Genomic DNA, 23,863 nt, shown 5'->3' with positions numbered 1-23,863 from the left:
AAAACTGTAAGATGTACAAACAAAAATTTAAAATAATTTTATCATTTCTCCTCATCATTTTGAGTAATTTTATTTTTTCACAAAAAAAATTAACAATCGTTTTAGATGCTGGACATGGGGGAAGTGACTCTGGCGCAAAGAGAACTTATAGCGACATAGGGCTTCTTGCAGAAAAAGACGTAACGCTCTCTGTTGTGTTAAAATTGGGAAGAATGCTTGAAAAAAATAAAGATTTCAAAGTTATATACACTCGTAAGTTTGATGAATACCCATCCCTTTCTGACCGAACCAACCTGGCCAATAGAAGTAAAGCTGACCTTTTTGTCTCGGTACACTGTAACTCAGCACAGAGATCTTCGGCCTACGGAACAGAAACTTATGTTCAGGGACCTGATCAAAACAACACCAACTTAGAGGTTGCAAAACGAGAAAATGATGTGATCTTTCTGGATGAGAAAGATAAACAAACCTTCGGATCTTATGACGCAAGTTCACCCGAATCTTTAATTGCTTTAAAACTTCAACAAAGCAAATATCTGGAATCAAGTTTACTATTAGGTGGTCTTGTAGAAGACAACTTCGTAAATAAAGATAAAAGATTTTCTCGAGGTGTTTTTCAAAAGAACTTACACGTTCTTCGTATGAATGCAATGCCTTCAGTGCTTATTGAAACAGGATTTATCAACCATGCAGAAGAGAGTCATTATCTGGCTTCCGACAAAGGGCAAGATGAAATTGCAGAAAGTATTTATAATGCTATTATTGATTATAAAAAAGCCATTGACCGAAAATCAGGAGGAGCTTCCATTGTCGCTGCCAAAAAACCTGAACCGGAAAAACTGGTGGAGGTTGCCTTAAAAAATGATTTCAGAATCTTACTGATGAGCTCTCCTACTAAATACAACGATGGTGATCCTGCTCTGAAAGGATTGAATTATATTCTTCCTATAAAAGATAATGGACAGTATAAGTACTACTATGGAGTGACGAATATGGCATCTGTAAAAGATATCAACCTGAAGACAGCAAGAGATGCAGGATTTAAAAATGCATTTGCTGTAGGGTTTATGCCTAACCAAAAAATCAGCACAGGATATTACACTATTGAGCTTTATGTGGGAGACAAATTAAATGGTAATTCATTTATTCTTCAAACCCTGAAAGACGTAGAAAGGAACAAAGAAAGTGGAGTTTTCTATTATACTTATGGAAAAGTATACACTTTAGAAGATGCGGTAAAACTACAGAAAGACCTTGAATCTAAGGGAATTAAGAACACCATCATCCAAAAAGTTTACAGATAGTATAAAAAATAATTTTGAAGTTAAGAAGTTAATTATTACTTTTGCAACCTCAAAATTTGGCCTATTCGTCTAGTGGTTAGGACTCAAGGTTTTCATCCTTGCAACAGGGGTTCGATTCCCCTATAGGCTACCAAATTTGATATCATGCCGGATTTAAAAATTCAAGAAGCAACATTGCTTTTTAAGAAAATCCACTCTAACCCAAAAAGTTACGACTTGAAAGTTAATGAAGATGGGATAACAGGCAGAGATGAGAAGATAAGTTTCAGGCTTTACAGGTATGGAGAAAGGGTAGCCTTTGAAGTAACTATAGATGGACTAACCTTCACCAATACAACTGGAGAATGGAACAATGCTATGATAATGTTGGGAAATATTATCAAGAAAATAGATAAAGAACAAGAAAATTTTAAAATAGAACAAGCAATAGACAAACTGAGAAAATACTTATCTGAAGAAAATTGAAATTATTTAAAAATAAATTTGGCAGATAAGAAAAAAGGTTTTACTTTTGCACTCACATTTGAACGATATGGCAAATCATAAATCAGCACTAAAGAGAATTAGACAAAACGAAGTTAGAAAAGTTCGTAACAGATACTACCACAAGACTGCTAGATCAGCTATGAAGATATTGAGAAATGAAGAAGATAAAGCTGCTGCTGCAGGGCAATTGCCAAAGGTTATCTCTTTGTTGGATAAATTAGCTAAGAAAAATATTATCCACAAAAACAAAGCTGCTAACTTAAAAAGTAAATTAACTAAGCACGTTAATAAATTAGCGTAACACGGATAGTTGGCCCGTTCGTCTATCGGTTAGGACCTCAGATTTTCATTCTGGTAAGAGGGGTTCGATTCCCCTACGGGCTACTAATAAGAGTTGTAAACTTATAAAAACAAAAACCTAACGCACTGAGTCAAATTAGTGTATGCGTAGATGGCCCGTTCGTCTATCGGTTAGGACCTCAGATTTTCATTCTGGTAAGAGGGGTTCGATTCCCCTACGGGCTACGGAAGCTTAAAGATCAGAGCTTACAAAAGCTGCAAACAATGTTTGCAGCTTTTTTATTAATATATGCTCCAAAGAAAAACAGATTTTCTTCTTAAGAAGTCCTCTGTCTTAGGCATGTAATATTTCCCCATTTGCAAAGGACCAGTTTTCCCAGGCTGTTTCCTGGAAAGAAACAAATACATCCTCAGGATCGAAAGACAAGTCTCTTAATTTAGCTATTAAACTTTCAAGAATTTCATTTATATTTATTGCAACATCTGAACATCTATATTGTTAGTAATGATAAATCATTCATTTCATTGCTTAAGCCAATTCTTAATGAATTCCACCAAATATAATAGAATTAATTCCTGTAATCATAAATTCGGATTACCTAAGCATTTGTCTGTTTTGTCTTGGAATTGTTCGATTAAAAATTGTCTTGAAATTTTGAAGTAGAATTGCACTCAAATATTCCTTTTTTTGAAACCCTTGTAACATCTTAATCTGTGAATATATTTGAAAAGAAGAAAGAATTTTTCATCACTTACGTTCTTTAAGTCTTTCTTTCATGGGTAGACTCTTTGTATAAGGCTACAACAAAAAAACCTTTACCAAAATTGATAAAGGTTGATTTATAATTATAATTTGTTGATTTTATTGTTTAGTAAATATCAAACCTTTTGTTTCAGGCAAGTAGATATTTATGTCTGTTCCTTGAGGGCACTTACTGCTGTCAAGTATGATGTCATTAGGTCTGTATTCCCATGATAGCTGAGTAGTACTAATCTTTTTTAATTCAATAGCTCCCCAACCAACTCTGCAATTTGTTCCCCCATAATTGAACCATACAATATTCTGATTAGGATAAGTCCCATGACTGTAAATAGTATGTTCAAATTGATTTGGTTGAAAAGTCATGCTTTGTGTGTCTTGAAGAATAGCTCCTGCTGAATTTTTCACAACATATCTTATTGACAACGCGTCTTGATAAACCCTTAAGGCTTTAAAAAACTTTTGTACTTCTTTTGTAATATAGATTGTGATTTCCCTATTTTGAAAAGAAGATTTATAGGTTCCTATATAAGGAGTTAATTCATTATTGGAATCCTTTAAATAGGAATTCTGAGGGACTTCATCAAAATCTGTATTCAATGGATAAACTTGTTGTGAATAGCATGAACTTGAGAAAAGGAATACTGTTAAGAATAATATAATTTTCATTTTTTCGATTTAATTTAAAGATTATAGACATGGTATAGCTGTTGTCGTACCATTATCATTTTTAGTTACTGTTTTTATTGTTCCATCACTTTCTATTCTTTGTAGGGTTACTTTTCCATTTAGCCCCATGTCATTAAGAGATTTGAAAAATAACTTTTCATACCCTTCAGGAGTTGATGGTTTGAACATACCATACCTAGTTTGGTACCTAGTTACATGGTCATCTAAATCTTGTTGCGAAAAAGTTACTAATGCATCATTATAAGTTCCATTGAATAATATTACATAATGCATGCCATTTGGAGCTACCATTCCTAGGTAAGCATTACTTGCATTTGTAGGGTTTCCATTTCCCTGTGCTAGTGCAAATTGTAAAAGCTGTTCTATATCTGGAGGAGAAAGCATTGGTATCCCTGAAGGGGTATGATTATGATAACCTCCCTGATATCCTGTCTTATCACCAAAACCCACATTATGGTCACCACCTGGTATTGTTGCTGAAGGAGTACCATCTGCTTTAAACATCACACCTTTTTCTCCTCCCTGTGTTGATTGTGCTTTCAGTTCAGTAATTTTCGCCTTTATATTAGGGTTTTCTAAGTTACTTTTTGTTTTATCACAAGGATTTATGTTGGGGTTATTATTAGGATTATCCCCACTTCCAGCAGTTCCTCCCGCGTCAGGATTATGTAGGCAATCTTCATAAGGTCCACATCCTCCTGGCGGAACCCAGCCGCCTCCTGGAGGTAAAGAACCTCCGCCACCCCCTCCTCCGATGGTAATAACTACAGTTTCTATATCACATGGAGGGGCACCATCAAAACCACATGGTCCTCCAGCTCCTTTATTTAAATTTTTATTTTTTAAATTGCTTTTTAAGTATTGAGCCCGGAATAATCCTAATATTTCATTATAATTGTCAGCATCAGAAGACATTTTTAGAAATTCTACCTGCGTATCATTCTCTTTTAAAACAGCGATAATTACTCCTTCTACAGTATAATTTTTGATTAGAGGGAAAAGAGTATACTTTTCTTTATTTTTCGTTGTTATATCCTGAGACCGAATATTAAATTCTACAAATTCATCAGCTATTTTTGATGAATTTTTCCAAGCTTTTTTAATTGATTTTAAAGTGTGTTGAACATTCTTGATTTCATCATAACGCTCTAATAAAGTTTTAAAGCCATTCCCATAGTTAACAGCTTCCTCTTTTTTAGAAGTAAATACCTGAAATTTTTTGAATACTTTTCTTCTTTCCTGATGAGGAGGTCTTCCTCAGAGCTACAGGAGCCCATACAGGTAACCAGTGCTATCGAAAGCACCAGTCGAATAATTAAATTTTTCTTCATTGATTGTTTGTGTTTTTACTTAGCTAATATAAAAATATTTTTTAATTCACCCTTTAGGGTTTTCCGTATTGTTTTGAATCAACTTTTTTATGAGTAAATGTACCCTGACAAAGCAACAAAACTTGGCGGAATATTTTTATTCGATCTGTCTTGTCCTTTCAAACTTCAAGACAACAAGCTTCTTTGATTGATCATGGATAAACACATTGCTTTTTGTTGATACTTTCGTGCCCTTATTAAACTTGAAATCATCTGAAAAGAAATCAACAGTAAATAAAAGATCAAAACCAAAATATACACTGTCCAGCACCTGTACTCTTTCTCAAAATGATCTATTTTTTTGATTTATATATGTTGGATCTGTACTAAAGCTTAAATATCAAAGTCTAAAAAAGCTGCAAACAATGTTTGCAGCTTTTTTTATTAATACATGCTCCAAAGAAAAACAGATTTTCTTTTTTAAAAAGTCCTCTGTCTTAGGCATGTAATATTTCTCCATTTGCAAAGGACCAGTTTTCCCAAGCTGTTTCCTGGAAAGAAACAAATACATCCTCGGGATCGAAAGACAGGTCTCTTAATTTAGCTATTAAACTTTCGAGAATTTTACGCTTCACTTTAACGCTTCGACCAACAGAAAGCAGAATCTCAATAACGACAAAGTTCTCTGAACGTCCTTTTTCAAGATTTGGATAATGTTTGTCATAAAGGAAGTTTTCAGGTTCTAGATCCAGAAATCTCTGAAAGCGATCTGCAGGGGGCACCCCTGATTCTACTATCGCTGCATGTATAGCTTCACCTATCTTTTGTTTTTCTTCTTTTGATCTTCCTTTCAGGGAAGTAATTGTAATAAATGGCATAATTATAAATTTAAATGTTAATTACCTGCTTAAAATCAACCAGACTGATTTATCTGCTCCAGTAATGAAATTTTTGTTAGTTGATGATTAGACCTATCAAGTTAGTAATTGCTCTATAATCTTTTAGTGCGGGGATCAAAGGTATATAAAAAACAGATAGACAAGTCTGCTTGTTTATTTATTTTAACTATCTCAAAAATTATGGATTCGACGAGCAATCATAACATCGTATCATCATCTATGTAAAAAATCGGACAGCGGTAAAGCAAAGCTCACTTAATAAGTTTACATTTACATGTTGCATCAATTATTTTCTAAAAACCCAATAAATTATGGAACATCTTGATCCAGAAAATCAGAATTCTATACAAAAGGATTTATTGTTTGATCACTTTGAGAGCTATATCAAGATCAGTGATGAACTAAGATCCGCCTTAGACAAAAGAATGTATTTTGTTACCTTTAAAAAAGGAGACATCGTCCATGATGCAGACAAAGTATGTACCCAATCTTATTTTATCCAGAAAGGCTTATTAAGAACTTACTTTCTAAAAGACGGAAAAGAGATCAGTGAATATTTCCCAGTTGAAGGGGAATGGTGCAACTCTCCAAAAAGTTTATTTACAAGACAAAAAGACATTTACTATATCGATGCTATAGAAGCCACTGAAGCTTTCTGCATCCATGTAAACGACCTGGTTTATTTATTTGACCACTTTCCTGAAATGGAAAGATATTCAAGACTTTCAATGGGAACCGTTGTCGGTCATCTTATGGAACGGATCACCTCCATGCGCTTTTCGTCCGCTAAGGAAAAATATGATCATTTTACCCAAACCTATAAGGGGATCTATCACCGTATCCCTCTGGGAATGATAGCATCTTATTTAGGAATTACACAGGAAACACTAAGCAGGATCAGAACCCAAAAATAACTTTTTGATATAGGTCAAAAGTTTACGGATTATTAAATCCCATCTTTGAAAAAAAAATAACATGGACTTTAATAAAACAACCTGGACATTTCTAATTTTACTATTACATTTTTGTAGCATTTCTATATTTTCACAGGATACTTTAAAAGCAGCTAATGTAGAAGCAGTCCTATACGTCGGAAATAACGAGAACCAACCCCTGATCGTGGGATTAGGAGGTTCAGAGGGTGGAAATCCATGGACAACAGATCATTGGAAAAAGACCAGGCAGGAATTTCTTGATAAGGGATATAGCTTTCTTGCAATTGGGTATTTCGGGTGTAAAAATACACCTGCTTTATTAGACCGGATATCCATTAATGATGTTCATAATGCAATCGTAGTGGCTTCTAAAAATAAAAAAATCAACAAGAAGAAAATTGCAGTTATTGGAGGTTCCAGGGGAGCAGATCTGGCTTTATTGTTAGGAAGTTATTATCCAGATATCTCCTGTGTTATCGGGATGTCTACAAGTCATGTTGTTTTTCCCGGCCATACTCAGGAATTTACCACTTCCTGCTGGACATTCGACAACAAAGAACTACCCTTCGTTCCTGTAAACGAGGAATCCGTTCCATTTTTAATAAAGCATGATCTTAGAAGTGCGTTTAGTGCCATGCTGAAAGATACCCTTGCTGAACAAAAGGCAGCCATCAAAGTAGAATTAATACAAGGTCCTATCCTTCTTCTTTCCGGCACAAAAGATGAAATAATACCAGCGGTACCAATGGGCAATAAAATTATTGAGCGACTTAAAAAGCATCAATTTAAGTATACCTATGAGCATCAGATTTATGAAGGTTCTCATGCTGAGCCTACCAAACATTTTGATACAATATTCGCATTTCTAGAAAAAAATTTCAAATAAGGATACGGCAATTCCAGATAGAGACAGCAACTGTCTAACAGATCATATAAGGGTATTTCCTAAATCTATTATGTGAATAAATGACTAATAAAGAGCACGACTATTCAGTGCTCTTTTACTTCTCAATCCTACTTTCTCTTATTTTTTAAGGATTTGGTTGTAGAATATCTTATAGAAATTGTACCTTTGCATTCATCAGATGATATGATGTTTATGGCACAGATACAAAAAAGAAGTTTAGCCCAGGAGGTTGCAGAAAGACTTATTGAAGGAATTCTCAATGACACTTACGCCATTGGAAATCAGCTGCCTACTGAACCCGAACTGATGAAAATATATGGTGTGGGACGTTCCAGTATTCGTGAAGCAATTAAAATACTATCAATTAAAGGGGTTTTAAGTGTACAACAAGGTGTAGGGACATTTATTGTTTCAAAAAATGTTCAGGAATCTTTGGAACTACAAATGAGCAAAGCAGAAATAGAAGAAGTTGAAGAAGTAAGATCTTTACTGGAATCTAAAGTTGCGGCAAGAGCAGCGGTTAATCATACGGCAGATGAACTTAAGACCATCAAAGAATATTTAGATTTAAGGGGAAAATTTGCAGAAGAAGAACTTGCACAGGAATGTTACCAGGCAGATGTCAATTTCCATTTAGCTATTGCTGAGGCCTGTGGTAATAAACTATTAAAAGAAATATATAAAATTGCAAGCCGACAGGTTCTTCGAATTTTTGAAAGCAGTCACAATAATAATACAGATGCTTTTAGGATTTCACAAAAATTACATAATGAACTCTATACCCATATAAAAAACAGAGATGCTGAAAAAGCTTCTCTGGCTGCAGAAAAAATCATTTTAAAATTACTTTAAAAATATAAAAAGATAATTCAAACATAAAATTCATCAGATGATAAGATGAATATAAATTATTAATTATGGACAATGTACAGACAAAAGCAATTGACACCAGTAAAATTGTTTATCCTATTTTATTTATGATCAGTTTTTCACATTTTCTCAATGACCTGATCCAATCTACAATTCCTTCACTATATCCCATTTTGAAAGGTGAATTCAAACTATCATTTGCCCAAATTGGCATTATTACCCTTGTATTTCAGCTTACTGCATCTATTTTGCAGCCCTTTGTCGGGATCTATACCGATAAAAAGCCGAATCCAAGATCTCTGGCTATAGGAATGGCCTTATCAATGGCAGGATTATTACTTTTAGCTGCAGCACACGAATATTACGTCATCCTGATCGCGGTAGCATTAATAGGAATGGGTTCATCAGTTTTCCATCCTGAAGCTTCAAGAGTAGCCCAGCTGGCATCAGGAGGACAAAAAGGATTGGCACAATCTATTTTTCAGGTGGGCGGCAATTCCGGGAGTGCTATTGGACCTTTATTAGTAGCTCTTATTGTGCTTCCTCTAGGCCAGGGATATGTAGGATTGTTTGCAATTGCAGCATTTATTGGTATTATCGTATTATGGAGAATAGGAAACTGGTATGCTGAAAGACTTTCCATAAGAAAAGCGGCCAAACATTCAGACATGGTGGTACGAATTGATTTGTCAAGAAAAAAAGTCATTTTTTCCATTACCATTCTTTTGGCGCTGGTATTTTCAAAATATATTTATCTGGCATCCATGACGAATTACTTCACATTTTTCCTGATCGATAAATTTCATATTTCAGTAAAGGATTCCCAACTTTACTTATTTATGTTTCTTGCCGCAGTCGCTGTAGGAACTATTTTGGGCGGAAAATTAGGAGATAAATATGGTAGAAAAAAGATTATCTGGATCTCCATTTTAGGAGCTGCACCATTCACACTGTGCCTTCCCTACCTTCCATTGGCATGGACTATTGTATTTGCTGTTTTAATTGGATTGATCATCGCTTCAGCATTTTCAGCTATTCTGGTATATGCTACCGATCTTATGCCAGACAAAATTGGATTGGTTGCAGGCTTATTTTTTGGTTTCATGTTTGGAATGGGGGGAATCGGTTCTGCAGTATTAGGTGCTGTAGCAGATGACACCAGTATTGAATATGTCTTTAAAATCTGTGCCTTTTTACCTCTCATGGGAATAATAACGGCATTCTTACCTAATATTAAAGGATCAAAGAAAAGCTAAGGGGAATACCCTTCATCATATCTATTACAAAACTCTTTACTCAAGTGGTAAGGAGTTTTATTTTTTCAAAGAATGGAGATATCGCAAATTAGGATTAATTAGCCTTTAGTATTAATTAATTATTAAATTAATAACCCTTTTTTATGGTTATAAATAACCAATTTTCAAATTTAAAGCTGATTTCCCGGTGTTTAAAAAAAATAAAGCGACTCTAAATCACATAAAAATGAAATAAATTCAACAACATAATCATTTTATGTGTAACTTTATAAAAACTAAAAATTAAATTTTTACCCATGAAAACAAATCTATTCGCAGGCCAAAGTATGACCAAAAAAGTAGTACTGGCTTCTCTACTGTTCCTTATGAACGCCATGTCTTTTGCACAACTTAATAAAGTGTATGCCAGCAGCCAAACAAACAGAGCTTACGGTATTTGTGTAGCTTGTTTTGTACAAAACCCCGAAAATGCTGTGGGAAGTAATGAGACTGATTATTCTACCTTACTCGTTCCCATTGGACTACTAGGAAGAACAGAGCAAACCCTTATTTTCTCTACAACCAACATAATTGCAGACACCAACAAACTTGTTATTGGAATTGGTACAGATCAATCTATTCTAACTGCTCAGTTAATCGGTGGAGTATCTGTAGAGACATTTCTTGGAGATGTTTCAAACAATGATTACATGAACATTAACGATGACGTTCTTAAGCTTGGAGGCACAGATGCAAGCAGAGGAGCGCTTGAACTTACAATGAACAAGCCTTTTGACCGTGTTAAAATAAGTCTTAATTCAGGTCTTCTTAACCTTAACGGTGGTTTCCGTATTTATTACGCATACCAATATAAAGATCCACACATCAGCTTAATGGCTTACAGCAAGGACGGACAAGTTACCCTTGACGGAAACGTACCTGTAGAAGGATCTGAAGTTGCTTTAATCAATACATCAGGAAAAGAAGTTTATCGTACCAAACTAAAATCAAAAACATTTGAGTCTACATTGCCTCAAGGAGTTTACATCATGACCCTTACGACGAAGGAAGGAAAAGCCTACTCTCGTAAAATTATGATTAAGTAAAAAGATATACATATATAATGAATCCGGCAGGCTAAAAGCCTGCCGGATTTTATTTTACAATTCCCTGCATATGGATCAACACCATATCATCTCATACATCTACTCTCTTTATCACAATCCATCATTCATACCTAATCGAAGTCAATAAGAATATATTATAGCGTAGATATCTATTTCTTATTCTCCAATATTCTTACATCGAAGGACTATCCAGATTAAAAAAGCCCCTACCAGTGTGTGGTAGGAGCTTATATATTTAAAGTATCCTTTACAGATTAGTTCTTAATAAACTTCTGCTGGTAAACTGCTTTATCAGTAACCACCTTTAGAATATATACACCATTAGTAAGTGTACTCACATTAATCTGTCCATTGCTAAAGCGGGTATTAACCACCTTCCCTGATCCATCATAAACCACAGTACTCATTACTTTATCCTGAGTTTTGATATTAAGAATATCTGTAGCAGGATTAGGATAGATACCCAATTCAAGTTTTTTAACCTCAGCTGTTCCCAACGTAGAAACACTTGCATTTACGGTAAGAGATTTTTCAACCACCTTTCCATTAGAATTGAAACTTAATACAACAGTAGCCGTACCCGTACTCTGCGGCGTCAAAACAAGCTCATCGTTTGTATTGATTACCGCTGTAACAACAGCTGAATTCGTATTTGATTTTACAGTTTTTACGATAGCCAATGATAAGTTATCTGTATCAGAAACCACTGTTTTCAGGTCAATTGTAGTTGTGCTGTTTACAGTTGTTTGAGATGGGAATGTACTTTTTATGACTGGAGCATTATTATCCGGGAATACAGTAATTGCAGGAAACCAGTAATAATCATTTAATATTTTAGTATTGGTAAGAACTCCTGAATTATTAAATGTGTGCACCCAGTTTTTCTGATAATGTGCTCCATATCCACTTTCTGTGGTATTCAAAATCAATTCATCTGTAACAGGATTAACACGTAATGCTGCCCCATAAGGAATCTGCTTATATGTTCCCGTCTGCCCTGGAATAGCCGCAAAATTTTCGTTGAAAGTTTTATTAGTAACATCAAATCTCACAATCTGAGTTCCAGAAGCAAAAGCGCTGATAGAGTTGATCCAGTAAAGTGCATTTTGCTGATTACTGTACGCAAGTCTTCCCGCATACCATGCACCCCAGTCACCAATATACTTAGTAGTAGGAATGTTATAATCTGTTGTTGCAAAAGTAGTAGCATTAATATTGGTTAGTTTCTGCTGCTGAACAGCCCAAACACTTCCATCTTTTGCTTGCACGATTGAATAGAATGCTCCTGCAATGGTTTGTACTACAGCATTGGTATTAGGATTAATAACCAATATTCCGCCATTTTGTGTTACCGCAAACACATACTGTGAGGTACGGATCATATTCCCAATCTGCCCCTTTCCACTCGTTCCAGTCACTAAACTTCCAACCTGCAGGTTATCAATATCAAATAAAAAAATTCCTGTAGTAGTTCCTATATACCCTTTATGTTCATTAACTCCAAGAAAAGATCTTCCATCTCCTCCTCCAATTGTATTAAATCCTGCTATCTTTTGCATGGTCGAAGCATTTGCAACAACGAGCCTTCCTCCAGGAGTATACTGAGTATCTCCACCATCTGATGCCTGTTTTGAAACAAAATAAAACTTATCTCCATAGATCGTTCCATATTGGGTTGTAGCTCCAAATGCCTGATTATTGTTTACATTGCTGTAAGCCCGATAATTAATTTGCCCATTGTTTCCGATAAAATTTACCGATCCGTTAGTATGTCCGAACCACTCTTCATTGACCATAAAATAACCATCTGTAAATGCAGTTGGTGAAGAATACGCTGATACTGGTGTCAAAGTTGTTGAAATAGGTTGATCAATCATTCCAGGATAGAAATTCCACAAATCCCATGAATTATTTTCTAAAACACGACTGCTAGCACCTAAACTTGAATATCCAAAAGCAGCATCCGCAGGATTTTTCACCCAGTAAGACCAATATCCAGTGGTCCAACCTGATTTCCAGTGGTCGTTGGCTGCATCTATAGCAGCATAATCATCAAAATCATATGCTGTCGTATTGACAATTCCATTGAGTGGATACAGCGGATATGTTGTGTTACCGCTCTTATAAAGCCCATTGGTTCCTTGTCCGTTCAGATCAAAACCAAGTCCCCCTATTGCAGTTCCAAAAGTTGTTCCCTGATAAAGCAAAGAGTAAAAACGATGGTCAGCTTTTGCAATAGCTTTTAGCATATCCTCTCCTGTTGCATTTCCATCCCATTTAAATCCCCAAACTAAAGCATCAGGATTTTTTCCATCATTCCATTGTACAACAAAAGCAGCTTTTTTAGAACCGGTTCCTACCCAATACTGGATATCAGAAAAGTCAGTAACATTCGTTATCGTTTTAAGCTCATTCCTTTGTATCGAATGTTGCTTAATATCATTACGGGGCACGCCCTGAACCGTTACCTGTGCATTCGTGAAAAATGCAAAAAATAACAGTAACGTTAAAAGATAGATCTTTTTCATTTTTAAATAAATTTATTGTTGAATTTTTATTTTATGTATAAATCATAAGCTCCGGCCACTTCTGTAGAAACTTCTCCAAGCCAGCCAGCCTCCTGATTGATTCCGGTATATACTTTTACAAAATCAATCCCGGGAAGCTTTACGTATTTCCCAGTCTTATCCACAGCCCAGGAGATATCGATATTGGAGGCTTCATCATTATTCGGAGCATTATCTGCGTACCCAAAATCAAAGGACTTACCTACCCAATAAGATCCGTTTCCGCTTTGATCGTAGAAATTATTCTGCATTTTTGTTCCCGATAAACTGTAAGAAGCATCAGAAATCCATAATGGAAAAAAACTGTGATCGTGAAACGCATTTTTAGTTTTAAATCCATTATTCCCAAGATTATCCTGCCATTTAATATATTCTATATCGGTTTGCCATGGCTCACTTCCCGGGACAGGTGGCTTAGTTTCATTAGGTTTAAAATAAGTAATGCTATAATTCTTTATTGTTGTATTTTTAAAATACTCACTTCCTGCAATCTCATACCACTCACCGTCATCAGGCTTTCCGTTTTTATTCTTGTCATAAGCCACCATAATAATTCCTGGTTCACAAGAACCGGAACGGGGATCATTAGCATTGTTTCCCCAAAAAGCATTTCCAAGGATTTTAAAATCCCTCCCATTCATATTCGGAATGGTATGATCAAAACCAAAAACAACATATCCTCCAAAACCACCGAGACTTACCATAGTAGAATTAGACCCTACTAAAGATTCCCTGGCTTTCTGAAGCATGCTCGCTGCGTTATTTCCGGTAATATATTCCGGAATTTCATTTGTAAATTGCCCTACCGCCGGGCGGAAATCTAATACATTAGCAATGTATTTACTGTAAGAACCGGTTTCCTTATTAACAATAATAGTAGATTGATATGTTTTTACACTCCCATTGTTCTCAATTTTTAATGTGAGTGGATAGGTTTTAGCATAAGGGCTGATGAAATCCAGTTCAGAGCCTTCAGAAATAATAGAATCCTTAATGCTCCACGTCATTTTACCTGATACATTCGCCGCGATATTAAGAACCTTAAAACGATTAACTGAATAAGATGCATCTAAACCTTTAAATGGTGATTCTTCATCCCTGTCACTCTTACACGCAGTCACTTCTATTAAAAGAAATATGACAAGCATTGTCTTTATAATTTTAAAAATAGTATTATCCATATTTTGGGTTCTGATTATTTATATAGAAAAGCAAAATGGGCAGGAATATTCCCACCTTCGGTCTTCCATTTGAAATGCCCGCTTTTGTTAAAGCAATAGACAAATCCGGTAGACACATAGTTTCGGGCATCAGTAATGTAAATATCTTCTGTAATAGGGTTTACAGCAATTCCATAAGGAGCTTTAATGGCATCCACATATTCCTGATCGATAATTTTATTGGAAATGATCTGCTCTGTTTTCACATCAATAATTCCAAAATTCTTTGTGTAGGAATGGGTATTATAATTAAACTCATTTCCATAATAATAAAGCTTATCATTCACAATGGTCATTTCGCTTACAGCAACATGAAAATCTTTTTTTACAACTCCTGTAATAGCATCTACCTGATATAAACTCGATGGAACATTGTAATAATCCCCTCTTGAGCTTACATATAAATCTCCATAATTGTCTTTCTTAAGGCGATGAAGATTGATTGCAACGTTTAATTTTTTTGTTTCTGTAAACGTATTCAGATCTACTACAGAAACTGTTTTATCATAATTTGGAACCATATATCCTCCGGAATTGGCAACAAAAAGCTGATTCCCTACGATTTCAATTTCTTCCGGCTGGTAACCAACCGTGACTTGTCTTTGAATAGAAAGCGAAACGGTGTCAATTTCCACAACTTTTCCTTTAGGGGAATTGGGATTGATATCAACAGGCCCCGCATAGCTGCTTGCATAAGCTTTCCCGTCTTTAAATTTCACATACCGGCAGTTTTGCAGTTGAATTGTTTTAATCCGTTTTGCGGTCTTGGCATCCAATACTTCAATTTTATTAGAGACATTTACAACTACATAAAGTTTACTTCCATAGATCTGGATATCATTACCTACATCCCCCAATTCTTTGACAACACTTGGATTTATTTCCGCATAGATATTTCTGCGATAGCTTCCCGTTGTATAATCAAAGAAGTCCAGGGTACATTTATTACTTCCCATGTTCCCCTCATTCAAAACATAAAAACCTTTAATCGCTGTATTTTCTGGTGGCGCAAGACCTTCCACTTTCTCTTCTTTTGGAGTGTATTCGTCTGTTCTGCATGAAAACAATGAAAACATACTCAATACAAGTAGATAATAGTTTATTTTTCTCATAATGTATAGCTTACAATAAGTTTAAAATTTCTGCCGGGCATTGGATAATTTCTTACCACATCATAGTGCTGATTCAAAGTATTATTTACTTCAAAGCTTACCTTAAATTGCTGTGAATACCAGTTGAATTTTTTCTGAATGGATAAGTCGTGGGTATACCAGGGCGTAATAGCGTTATATTCAATATTGTTCTGTTGTGCATCATACCGTTTTCCGGTATACATAAAACTGTAATTAAAGCTCCAGTCTTTATAATCAGCCATCATGGTAAAAGTTCCGGAATGCCATGGAACATAAGGAATCTGGTCTCCATAGTAGGATTCTCCTTTCTCGGTAAAATCCCGGGCACTCTGATAAGTATAGCTCAGCAATGGCTTTAATGTTACCTTCCCTAAGGCCAATTCCGCCTGCACATTAACATCAGCGCCAATAATCTGCACATCCCCAAGATTGGTCATCATCCACCTGAAAAGATTGGTCGTAGGAACTGCTATAATTTTATTTTCAACCTTGTTATAGTACCCATCTGCTTTTAGATAAATTCTTTTCAAGACCTTATTGTCATACTGTTTTTGATAAGTAAATCCAAGATCATACTGATTGGTAAATTCAGGTTTCAGGAAAACGTTTCCTATCATTGTATAATACAAATCATTGAAAGTTGGCATCCTGAAAATTCTTTTATAAAAAGCTCTGATGGTAAGATCCTTTGCTACAAAAGGCTGATAGCTTAAAAATGCAGAGGGTGTCCATTCCCTTTTATCCGGTGACTTCGAATTAAGTTCTACATCTTCCCGAATAAAAGTACCTAAGACACTCCCTAAAAATTTAAACCGGTTCCATTGGTAGGTCGTTGCAAAAGCGACTAATGATGTATAGCGGGTAGGAAAAGAAAACAACCTCAGGTTTGAATCCAGATTATTATATTGAAAATCTACATTGGCACTAACATCCCAATTCGGAGTAATTGAATATATATTTGAAGATGACAAATAAACTTCCCTCTGAATATATTTATTATCCGTCTTTAAAGCTGTTTCAGCGACATTTACAGTATCAATATACCTGGTATAATCGTATGCAAACTTGGCTTTAAGCTGGGTCTCAAATTTTGGAAATATTTTCTTTCTAAAATTACCCTGTACAAAATAGTTCTTATCTAATAGTTTTTGCCCCTTGGGTTCGAATCCATTATTAACAATAGCTGAAGGGATCCCGCGATCCGATACATATCCATACCCTCTAATGTTCCAGCTTCCGTTATTTAAAGTTCCGTTCAGGCTGGTTTCAAATCGTTTGGCGTTAATATAGGAGTCATATCTTGTGGCAACCGTATCATTGGCAACAGAACCATCCGGATTCTTTTTTTGATATTTATATTTATATCGCCCGTCACTTTGTATAAATTCTGAACTGAAACTTGCTGAAATCCTATTTGAAATCTTTTGCTCCAGACGAAAAGAGGGGTTGAACAGATCTATGGAACTGTTCTTCGTTCTAAGAATAAGATTTGTTTTTTTCTTTCCGTAAAAAATGGGTGTCTTTGGCTGTAAGTAAATAGACCCGGAAGAACCAAAATCTTTTGCCGGTTGAAAAATCTCGCTTTTCTGCCCATTATACAATGATATCTCTTCAATATCATCCAGCGAAAACTTCCCCAGATCAACAACTCCATTTTGTGCATTTCCCAATTGAATTCCATCATAAAAAACACCAACATGCTGGCTGCCCATACTTCGGATATTCACTGTTTTTAATCCACCAATACCTCCATAATCTTTGATCTGAACTCCTGAAAAATATCGTAATGCATCTGCTACAGACTGGCTGTTAAGCCTTTCCAACTGCTCACCCGAAAGTGTCTGAGCCGGCAGGATCTCTTTAAAATCCTTTTTGTAAATAGTAACGGGTAAGATCCCTTTCTCTTTTATGCTATCTTTTGACTGGGAAAAGTAAAGCTGAGCGAATAACACAAGAACTGTGATAATCGTTTTAGTAGTTTTATGAAAAGTAAATTTTAATTCCATTAGCTCTTTGAGAATAATTTTGATGCTAATGGATATAAGAAAGCAGCAATGACAACATACAGCAGTACTGCACAGAATCATTGTTGTCCTAAGCTTTATTCCACGAAAGCATCAAACTTTAATCTTTCCGGCAGGTCTTCTGACTTACTCCATTTTTGAAATCCTTCCCATAAAAACAGTGGATATATGCTTCAAAAATTTTGGTTTAGAGCTTACAGCAGCGGGTCTGTTCCGGATTTACACCGGATTCCCTTTTAAGAGCCTTTTACGGCTCACCAGATTGCGGCAAAGATAGAAAATTCTGCCCAGAAACAATACCGGCCTTAATAAAATGATAATCAACCATATAAAAACAAACATTCCGTTACAATTGCAACGGAATGTTTATTTGATTTCCTAAATTCCAAAGTTGATAAAAACACTGAATCTGGATTTGGCTTCAATGTTTCCGCCAGCAAGATTCGAATAAGCCGGAAGCATCAGCTCACTTCCCAGGCTCCATTTACTGTACGACAGTTCAAAACCGACCTTCCCGTATAAAGCGCTTCCTGCAGTATCCGGTAAATCCTCATTAAACTGCTTATTCCGGTCATATACCTCACCCTGCAATCCGGCTTTCCCGGAAAAGATTACTTTTTTATCGGCATGAATCTGATAAAATCCTGTCGCTGCATAGTTCCACTGGTTTCCGAATTGATAATATTTTTTATTTTCACCTTTAACAGTATAATCAGTATTCACAATGACCGCTACTTTGTTCTTCTGATATTTATAATTCAAAACCATCTGGTAATCCCAGCTTCCTGTCCCCAATTGAAAACTGGGATTCACTCCTGTAATTCCTTTTTCATCAAATTTCCCTAAAGGAACCTTCACTCCCAATCCTCCATTTAACTGATGGGAAGTATCTTTCGAATTGATCAGCTGATAGATTCCCATCAGATTGAGATCTCCAATTCCATTAATCCTGATATCCCCCTGCAAGGTTCTTTTTTCATGAAACTGAAACGGTAAGCTTCCATAAACACTCAACTTTTTTGTAATGGGAACTTTTCCCCACAACTGAATTGTATTAAAATACTGATCCTGAGTCAGGTCTTTCACGAAAAGATTCTCTTTCGCCTTATAGTGTTGTGCAAAATATTTTATTCCTATAAACTGAGGGTTAAGTAAAGATTCAAATCCTGATGAACCATTTCCTGCAGCGCAGCCACACGCATCACAATCATCCTCCAGCAATCTGATAGAATTAAAGTTATTTTCAGGGATATAAAGACTATCCTTTACTGGTTCCGCCTTAGCTATTGGTGACATAACCAGACCCAAGAGTATTAAAAATATATTTTTCATGTTTGATTAAAATTTATTCAGAGAATTTAGGATTGGTAATAAAACTCTTATCAGATAATGTTTTCAGGAAAGCAATAATTGATTGTTTTTCAACAGTAGTCATTGCAATTCCGACATGTCCATTTTGTTTAAGCTGCGGATCAAGATTAGCATTATCTTCCACATTATCCGAATAGAAATTAAGAACAGCATCTAATGTGTAGAACCTTCCGTCATGCATATAAGGAGCCGTATATTCAACATTTCTCAAACTGGGAACCCTGAATTTCATCCAATCCATTTGATCCAGGGTTACCCGGTAACGACCTGCATCTTTAAATTGCGTATTATAATACATCCCGGTATTTCGAAAGCTTTCATCTGTAAATAATTCTCCACTATGACAGGTCGAGCATTTCTGCTGAAACAATGCCATTCCCTGCGCTTCAACTGATGTAAGAGTGGCTTTTCCCTGCTTGTACTGATCATATTTTGAATCCGCTGAGATCATTGTCACCATAAATTGGGATAACGCTTTTAAAACTCTTTCTCCCGTAATATTTTCGTCACCGTAAGCTGATTTGAAAAGTTTTTTATACTTATCATCCATATTCAGTTTAGAAATTACTTCCGGCATCGAGCTATCCATTTCATTAGCATCAGTAATTGGAATAATAGGTTGTTCATTCAGGTTATGAATTACCCCGTCCCACATATATCTTTTTAAGAATGCCATATTCTGTATAGGCGGAGCATTCCGTATTCCAATCCTGTCATCCACACCATGACTTACATTATGCCCATGGTGGGTAAAAGCATTCTCCTGGATATGACAGAAACCACATGAAATGGTATTATTACGTGAAAGCCTTCCTTCATAGAACAATTTCCGACCTAGTTCTACTCCATTTTTGGTGACCGGATTTCCCGCTTTATCAAAAGTCATTTCAGGAAAATAAGATGGAAATTGCAGGTTATAAGCTTCGTCTTTTTCCAAGGGTTCAATAACCTCATCAGAGCATGAAATTGTATTAAAAAGGCCGACAATAATTAACCCAATTTTCAGTATACTTCTAATCTTCATCATTATGAACATGATTTACAGAAAACATTTTGGTAAGGTTATTCGTTACATTCACTAAATGTTGGCTTGATCCCATCATCATATCATTATTTGTATCTAATGTAAGTGCTGTATCACCGCTTAGATACTGATTAAGATCTGCCAGAATATGAATCGACGGTCTTATTTTGCCAGTCACCCTGGCTGTTGTTGGAAGATCTAAAGTAATTTCCCGGTATAGATTTGGAGTATTGTTAGCAGTAACATTTCCCATATTCCCGGTATGATTCATGAATTCTTTATCCGCAGCGGCTGTGCCGTATTTCCCTTCCAGCTTCACAAAAACATACCCGGCAGCCCATGACCATGACATCCCTTTTGCTTTTGCTTTATTCCAGAATTCTGCTTGTCCATCCATTCCCAGGAGATAAGCATTCTGGCTGATCCCCAATCCGAATTTTACTTTTTTATAATTGTTTTTAGGAATCCCGGTAAGATTTACATAAACAATTCCAGCTACCGCATCTGCCTGATCTATGATAAAAGCCCCTTTATCAGGATTGTTTTCATTGTATTTGAACTCTTTTCCATTCTCATCGATCAGGCTGATGTTACTCACCACATATTTTAAAGTGGAAAATTGGTGCTTTTGCCCACTGGAAGAGGTTTGAGTCGTTTGATTAAGAACAATTCCGCCCAGATTATTGAATCCGTTTTCAAATTTGATCTGAAGATTTCCGGGTGTGGTATCCTGTGGATTATCATCATCGTCATTGTTTTGACAAGAAGAAACAGCTAATAAAGTAAAGGCAATAAAGAATAATGATAAAAATTTATAAATTTTCATTGTTGATTTTTTAAGTTGTATTTGTTTGAATAAAAATATCTTTGAATGTGGAGACACTCATTTTTTTAACCACAAAAGACACAAAAGTTTTAAACACTTTAGAATCTTTAAAGTGAATAATGAAACGATTATGAAGAACACTTAAGTTTTTTGAAAATCTGAGATTTTCACTTCATGTGAACTTTAAAAACTGAGTGGCTAAAATGGATAAACAACTTAAAAAACCGGAGGCCGGAAAATAGGTTTTAGAAAAAGAAAAGAATAATTCTTTTGGTAAATAAAATTAAAGTTAGAGCTATATTGTTGACATGTGTTTTTTATCTCTGCGATATCCGGAAGAATGTAAATATCAAGAATTTTCTGTCCGGAATTTTTCCCTTTGGATAGGGGTGTTGATTCTGTATCGTTGGTTTTAGCAAGCTCTTTACTCAAATAACATTTACCATTACAATTAAGTTCTGGCTTGTCTTTATTGATACAAAGAGTTTCAACGATATAATCATAATTTACAGCATATTCCATGATGGGGATCAGAGGTCTGAACACCATATAGAAGGTTAGGAATATGCTGCAAATATAATTCATACTTTATTTTTTGCTTATCGCATTTTCATATCTGTTGCTTACCTCTTTCCAGTTTAATACATTCCAGATAGCGGTAAGATAATCAGCTCTCTTATTTTGATATTTTAAATAATACGCATGCTCCCAAACATCAATCCCCAAGATCGGAGTTCCTTTCTCTTCTACCACATCCATTAAAGGATTGTCCTGGTTAGGAGTTGAAGACACAAATAACTTTCCGTTTTTATCAACTGACAGCCAAGCCCATCCGGAACCAAAACGCTCCGCTCCGGCTTTACCCATTTTCTCTTTAAATGCATCTAAACTTCCAAAAGTTTCAGTAATCGCTTTTAATAGTTTAGCAGATGGCTGAGTATTTTTCACAGGAGTAAGCATCGTCCAGAAAAGCTCATGATTAAAGTGCCCCCCTGCATTATTTCTGATGGTAGGGCTTAAAGTAGAAACTTTAGAAAGGATCTGGAATAAAGTTTCTTTCTCCTGAGGTGTTCCTGCAATAGCTTTATTCAGGTTACTTACATACCCGGCAGCATGTTTTGTATAATGAATTTCCATTGTCTGCGCATCAATTGAACCTTCCAACGCATTGTATGCGTACGATAAAGGGGTTTGCTTGAATTGTGCAAAAGCAAATTGCGCCGCGAAAACTGCACTTAAGGCAGCGATTTTCATAATCTTCATAATGTTTTGTATTTATGGTTTAACAATATTTTTTTATAGTAGGAAGCACGATGCTGGAAGAAGGAAGTTAATAAAGCCTGCCAAATAGATAACTCCCGAAACATTCCAATTTCAATTTCCAACTTTCAACTTTCAACTACTTTAAAAGCTTTTTAATATCCTCAATCAGTCTTTCCCTATCCGGATGATATTTTCCGGTAAGCTCCGTTTCCTTTCCTTCAGGATCTTTATAGTTTAATCCGGAATAATATAAAATCGGCATGTTGTCTTTATTATATCTGCATCGGATATTTCCTTCCTGATCCACCAGGGCAATCATCCCACTGTGATTGAGGCTTTCACCTTCATCTTCTTTATCGCCTACATAAATGTTGAACTGATCGGCAAGATTTCCAATATATGTCCTGTCACCCGTTAAAAAATGCCAGTTCGGAGACTTTACTCCAATTCTGTCAGCGTGCTTTTTCAGAGTTTCGGGGGTATCATTTAATGGGTCGATACTGATGGAAATAATCCCGAATTCAGGATCGTTGATTTCTTCCTCGATCACTTTCATATTGCTATTCATCACCGGACAAATGGTGGGACATTTACTGAAAAAGAACTCTACGAGATATACTTTCCCCAGCATATCCTTATTGGTAATCTTTTTATTATTCTGATCAGTAAGTTCAAAATCGGGAACTTTCATGACTGTATAAAAGCTTTTTTTAAAATAGCTCATTCCGAAACCTACTCCAAGAAAAATAATAGCAATAACCGCAATAGGAATGATGATCTTACTTTTTGAACTTTGGGTTGTTTTTTTATTTTTGGACATATTTTTCAGGGTTTTTATTGAATTCGTCCTTGCATGAAGCACTGCAAAAACCGTACACCTTATTTTTATAAGTTGACGTAAACTTTAAATAGTCTGCCGTTTTCATATGGCACACCGGATCTTCAGCATTGACCACTTTTACATTTTTAAGGTTTTCTGTAGGAGTACTCATACTTTTACTATGTTTTACCTTAGGAGTTTCCTGGGCACAGGAAAATAAGGACACCGACAGCAATACTGTCAAAATGAATATATGTTTCATTAGATTGAAATGAAATTAATAATGAATAAAATAGTTTAGAAATAAATTATATACCAATTACATCGTGAATGGTTTTTAAAACGACCATACGCCTAACATTTCAACGAATAAATTAGTTTAATGATAACTATACTATCCTAAAGGAGGATGAAATATTCTGGAAAAATATTCTGAAGTGCAAAAATTGATAGAGCCTGAACTGGCTTCTTTTTGCAGATGATCAGCTCCTATTTTATGTGAGAAAGAGAGGATTTCATTGGAAAGAAATACATCTATCACAGAAATCTTTATCACTTGGGGGCTGGATTGTTTTTCAGTTTTAGCCAATTCTTTTGCTACATAACATTTACCTTTACAGGTAGACTCTGGCTTGTTTCTGTTTTCACAAAGATTCTTAACAATATAATCATAGTTAACCGCATAATTCACTAATGGCAAAACAGGACGTATTGCTATGGTAAAAATAATGAATATGGATATGAAAAACTTCAATGATCAATTCTATCCCGCAAATATACTACTCAAAATTT

General features: G+C 35.5%; 23 protein-coding genes, 3 tRNA genes and 1 riboswitch. Of the genes, 11 read left to right on the top strand and 15 right to left on the bottom strand.

What is annotated here, in order from left to right; all coding sequences use genetic code 11:
• Nucleotides 1–11 precede the first annotated feature (11 nt).
• The 6 genes from CEY12_RS16450 (at nucleotide 12) to CEY12_RS16425 (ending at nucleotide 2,315) form a co-directional block, all read left to right on the top strand.
• Nucleotides 12–1,304 (top strand): N-acetylmuramoyl-L-alanine amidase, encoded by a 1,293-nt coding sequence (locus tag CEY12_RS16450; RefSeq protein WP_089028724.1) that lies wholly within the window; start codon nucleotides 12–14, stop codon nucleotides 1,302–1,304.
• Nucleotides 1,305–1,362: 58 nt separating this feature from the next.
• Nucleotides 1,363–1,437: transfer RNA gene (locus CEY12_RS16445), tRNA-Glu, on the top strand.
• 11 nt (nucleotides 1,438–1,448) lie between these two features.
• Nucleotides 1,449–1,769 carry a hypothetical protein gene (locus CEY12_RS16440; protein WP_089028723.1) on the top strand — a complete coding sequence of 107 codons (321 nt, stop codon included), beginning with the start codon at nucleotides 1,449–1,451 and terminating at the stop codon, nucleotides 1,767–1,769.
• 67 nt (nucleotides 1,770–1,836) lie between these two features.
• Nucleotides 1,837–2,091 (top strand): 30S ribosomal protein S20, encoded by a 255-nt coding sequence (rpsT, locus tag CEY12_RS16435; protein WP_089028722.1) that lies wholly within the window; start codon nucleotides 1,837–1,839, stop codon nucleotides 2,089–2,091.
• 11 nt (nucleotides 2,092–2,102) lie between these two features.
• Nucleotides 2,103–2,174 (top strand) — tRNA-Glu (locus CEY12_RS16430).
• 69 nt (nucleotides 2,175–2,243) lie between these two features.
• Nucleotides 2,244–2,315: transfer RNA gene (locus tag CEY12_RS16425), tRNA-Glu, on the top strand.
• A gap of 637 nt (nucleotides 2,316–2,952) precedes the next feature.
• On the opposite strand, the gene CEY12_RS16420 is transcribed toward CEY12_RS16425, so the two are convergent.
• From CEY12_RS16420 to CEY12_RS16405, 3 genes are all read right to left on the bottom strand, one after another.
• Nucleotides 2,953–3,519 (bottom strand): DUF6705 family protein, encoded by a 567-nt coding sequence (locus CEY12_RS16420; protein WP_089028721.1) that lies wholly within the window; start codon nucleotides 3,517–3,519, stop codon nucleotides 2,953–2,955.
• Between the two features lie 21 nt (nucleotides 3,520–3,540).
• Entirely contained in the window at nucleotides 3,541–4,455 is a 915-nt protein-coding gene (locus CEY12_RS16415) for a hypothetical protein (RefSeq protein ID WP_089028720.1), read from the bottom strand.
• 892 nt (nucleotides 4,456–5,347) lie between these two features.
• Nucleotides 5,348–5,728, bottom strand: coding sequence for a tautomerase family protein (locus tag CEY12_RS16405; RefSeq protein ID WP_089028718.1), 381 nt, complete (start codon nucleotides 5,726–5,728; stop codon nucleotides 5,348–5,350).
• Nucleotides 5,729–6,060: 332 nt separating this feature from the next.
• Between CEY12_RS16405 and CEY12_RS16400 the strand changes: the two genes are divergently transcribed.
• From CEY12_RS16400 to CEY12_RS16380, 5 genes are all read left to right on the top strand, one after another.
• Entirely contained in the window at nucleotides 6,061–6,663 is a 603-nt protein-coding gene (locus CEY12_RS16400; RefSeq protein WP_089028717.1) for a Crp/Fnr family transcriptional regulator, read from the top strand.
• 61 nt (nucleotides 6,664–6,724) lie between these two features.
• Nucleotides 6,725–7,570 carry an acyl-CoA thioester hydrolase/BAAT C-terminal domain-containing protein gene (locus CEY12_RS16395; protein ID WP_089028716.1) on the top strand — a complete coding sequence of 282 codons (846 nt, stop codon included), beginning with the start codon at nucleotides 6,725–6,727 and terminating at the stop codon, nucleotides 7,568–7,570.
• A gap of 213 nt (nucleotides 7,571–7,783) precedes the next feature.
• A complete protein-coding gene (locus tag CEY12_RS16390; RefSeq protein WP_172821042.1) occupies nucleotides 7,784–8,443 on the top strand; it encodes a FadR/GntR family transcriptional regulator in 660 nt (219 codons plus the stop codon).
• 65 nt (nucleotides 8,444–8,508) lie between these two features.
• A complete protein-coding gene (locus tag CEY12_RS16385; RefSeq protein ID WP_089028714.1) occupies nucleotides 8,509–9,717 on the top strand; it encodes an MFS transporter in 1,209 nt (402 codons plus the stop codon).
• 296 nt (nucleotides 9,718–10,013) lie between these two features.
• Complete coding sequence (locus CEY12_RS16380) at nucleotides 10,014–10,802, top strand: T9SS type A sorting domain-containing protein (RefSeq protein ID WP_089028713.1); 789 nt, start codon at nucleotides 10,014–10,016, stop codon at nucleotides 10,800–10,802.
• A gap of 275 nt (nucleotides 10,803–11,077) precedes the next feature.
• Here the strand turns inward: CEY12_RS16380 and CEY12_RS16375 are convergent, their stop codons facing one another.
• From CEY12_RS16375 to CEY12_RS16320, 12 genes are all read right to left on the bottom strand, one after another.
• Complete coding sequence (locus tag CEY12_RS16375; protein ID WP_089028712.1) at nucleotides 11,078–13,351, bottom strand: DUF5074 domain-containing protein; 2,274 nt, start codon at nucleotides 13,349–13,351, stop codon at nucleotides 11,078–11,080.
• A 26-nt stretch (nucleotides 13,352–13,377) separates the two neighbouring features.
• Entirely contained in the window at nucleotides 13,378–14,571 is a 1,194-nt protein-coding gene (locus CEY12_RS16370) for a cell surface protein (RefSeq protein ID WP_089028711.1), read from the bottom strand.
• Nucleotides 14,572–14,585: 14 nt separating this feature from the next.
• Complete coding sequence (locus CEY12_RS16365) at nucleotides 14,586–15,722, bottom strand: YncE family protein (RefSeq protein WP_089028710.1); 1,137 nt, start codon at nucleotides 15,720–15,722, stop codon at nucleotides 14,586–14,588.
• Nucleotides 15,719–17,749: a TonB-dependent receptor plug domain-containing protein gene (locus CEY12_RS16360; RefSeq protein WP_089028709.1), complete on the bottom strand. Its 2,031-nt coding sequence runs from the start codon at nucleotides 17,747–17,749 to the stop codon at nucleotides 15,719–15,721. The genes CEY12_RS16365 and CEY12_RS16360 overlap by 4 nt, the downstream gene beginning before the upstream one ends.
• 111 nt (nucleotides 17,750–17,860) lie before the next feature.
• Nucleotides 17,861–18,044: riboswitch (cobalamin riboswitch) on the bottom strand.
• A 101-nt stretch (nucleotides 18,045–18,145) separates the two neighbouring features.
• Nucleotides 18,146–19,099 (bottom strand): transporter, encoded by a 954-nt coding sequence (locus CEY12_RS16355; RefSeq protein ID WP_089028708.1) that lies wholly within the window; start codon nucleotides 19,097–19,099, stop codon nucleotides 18,146–18,148.
• Nucleotides 19,100–19,112: 13 nt separating this feature from the next.
• Nucleotides 19,113–20,165, bottom strand: a complete 1,053-nt coding sequence (locus CEY12_RS16350; protein WP_089028707.1) for a cytochrome-c peroxidase — start codon at nucleotides 20,163–20,165, stop codon at nucleotides 19,113–19,115.
• A complete protein-coding gene (locus CEY12_RS16345) occupies nucleotides 20,152–20,988 on the bottom strand; it encodes an MbnP family protein (RefSeq protein ID WP_089028706.1) in 837 nt (278 codons plus the stop codon). The genes CEY12_RS16350 and CEY12_RS16345 overlap by 14 nt, the downstream gene beginning before the upstream one ends.
• 216 nt (nucleotides 20,989–21,204) lie before the next feature.
• Complete coding sequence (locus tag CEY12_RS16340; protein ID WP_089028705.1) at nucleotides 21,205–21,573, bottom strand: hypothetical protein; 369 nt, start codon at nucleotides 21,571–21,573, stop codon at nucleotides 21,205–21,207.
• A 3-nt stretch (nucleotides 21,574–21,576) separates the two neighbouring features.
• Nucleotides 21,577–22,251 carry a superoxide dismutase gene (locus CEY12_RS16335; protein WP_089028704.1) on the bottom strand — a complete coding sequence of 225 codons (675 nt, stop codon included), beginning with the start codon at nucleotides 22,249–22,251 and terminating at the stop codon, nucleotides 21,577–21,579.
• Between the two features lie 136 nt (nucleotides 22,252–22,387).
• Entirely contained in the window at nucleotides 22,388–23,071 is a 684-nt protein-coding gene (locus CEY12_RS16330; protein ID WP_172821041.1) for an SCO family protein, read from the bottom strand.
• On the bottom strand, nucleotides 23,058–23,333 hold the full coding sequence (locus CEY12_RS16325) for a YHS domain-containing protein (RefSeq protein WP_089028703.1): 276 nt from the start codon (nucleotides 23,331–23,333) through the stop codon (nucleotides 23,058–23,060). Before CEY12_RS16325 ends, CEY12_RS16330 begins: the two co-directional genes overlap by 14 nt.
• Nucleotides 23,334–23,465: 132 nt before the next feature.
• Nucleotides 23,466–23,825, bottom strand: coding sequence for a hypothetical protein (locus tag CEY12_RS16320; RefSeq protein ID WP_089028702.1), 360 nt, complete (start codon nucleotides 23,823–23,825; stop codon nucleotides 23,466–23,468).
• Between the last annotated feature and the right edge of the window lie 38 nt (nucleotides 23,826–23,863).

Source organism: Chryseobacterium sp. T16E-39, from assembly GCF_002216065.1.
GTDB lineage: Bacteria > Bacteroidota > Bacteroidia > Flavobacteriales > Weeksellaceae > Chryseobacterium.
The sequence above is the reverse complement of the archived record's forward strand: the minus strand, read 5'-3'. Positions and strand labels throughout refer to the sequence as shown.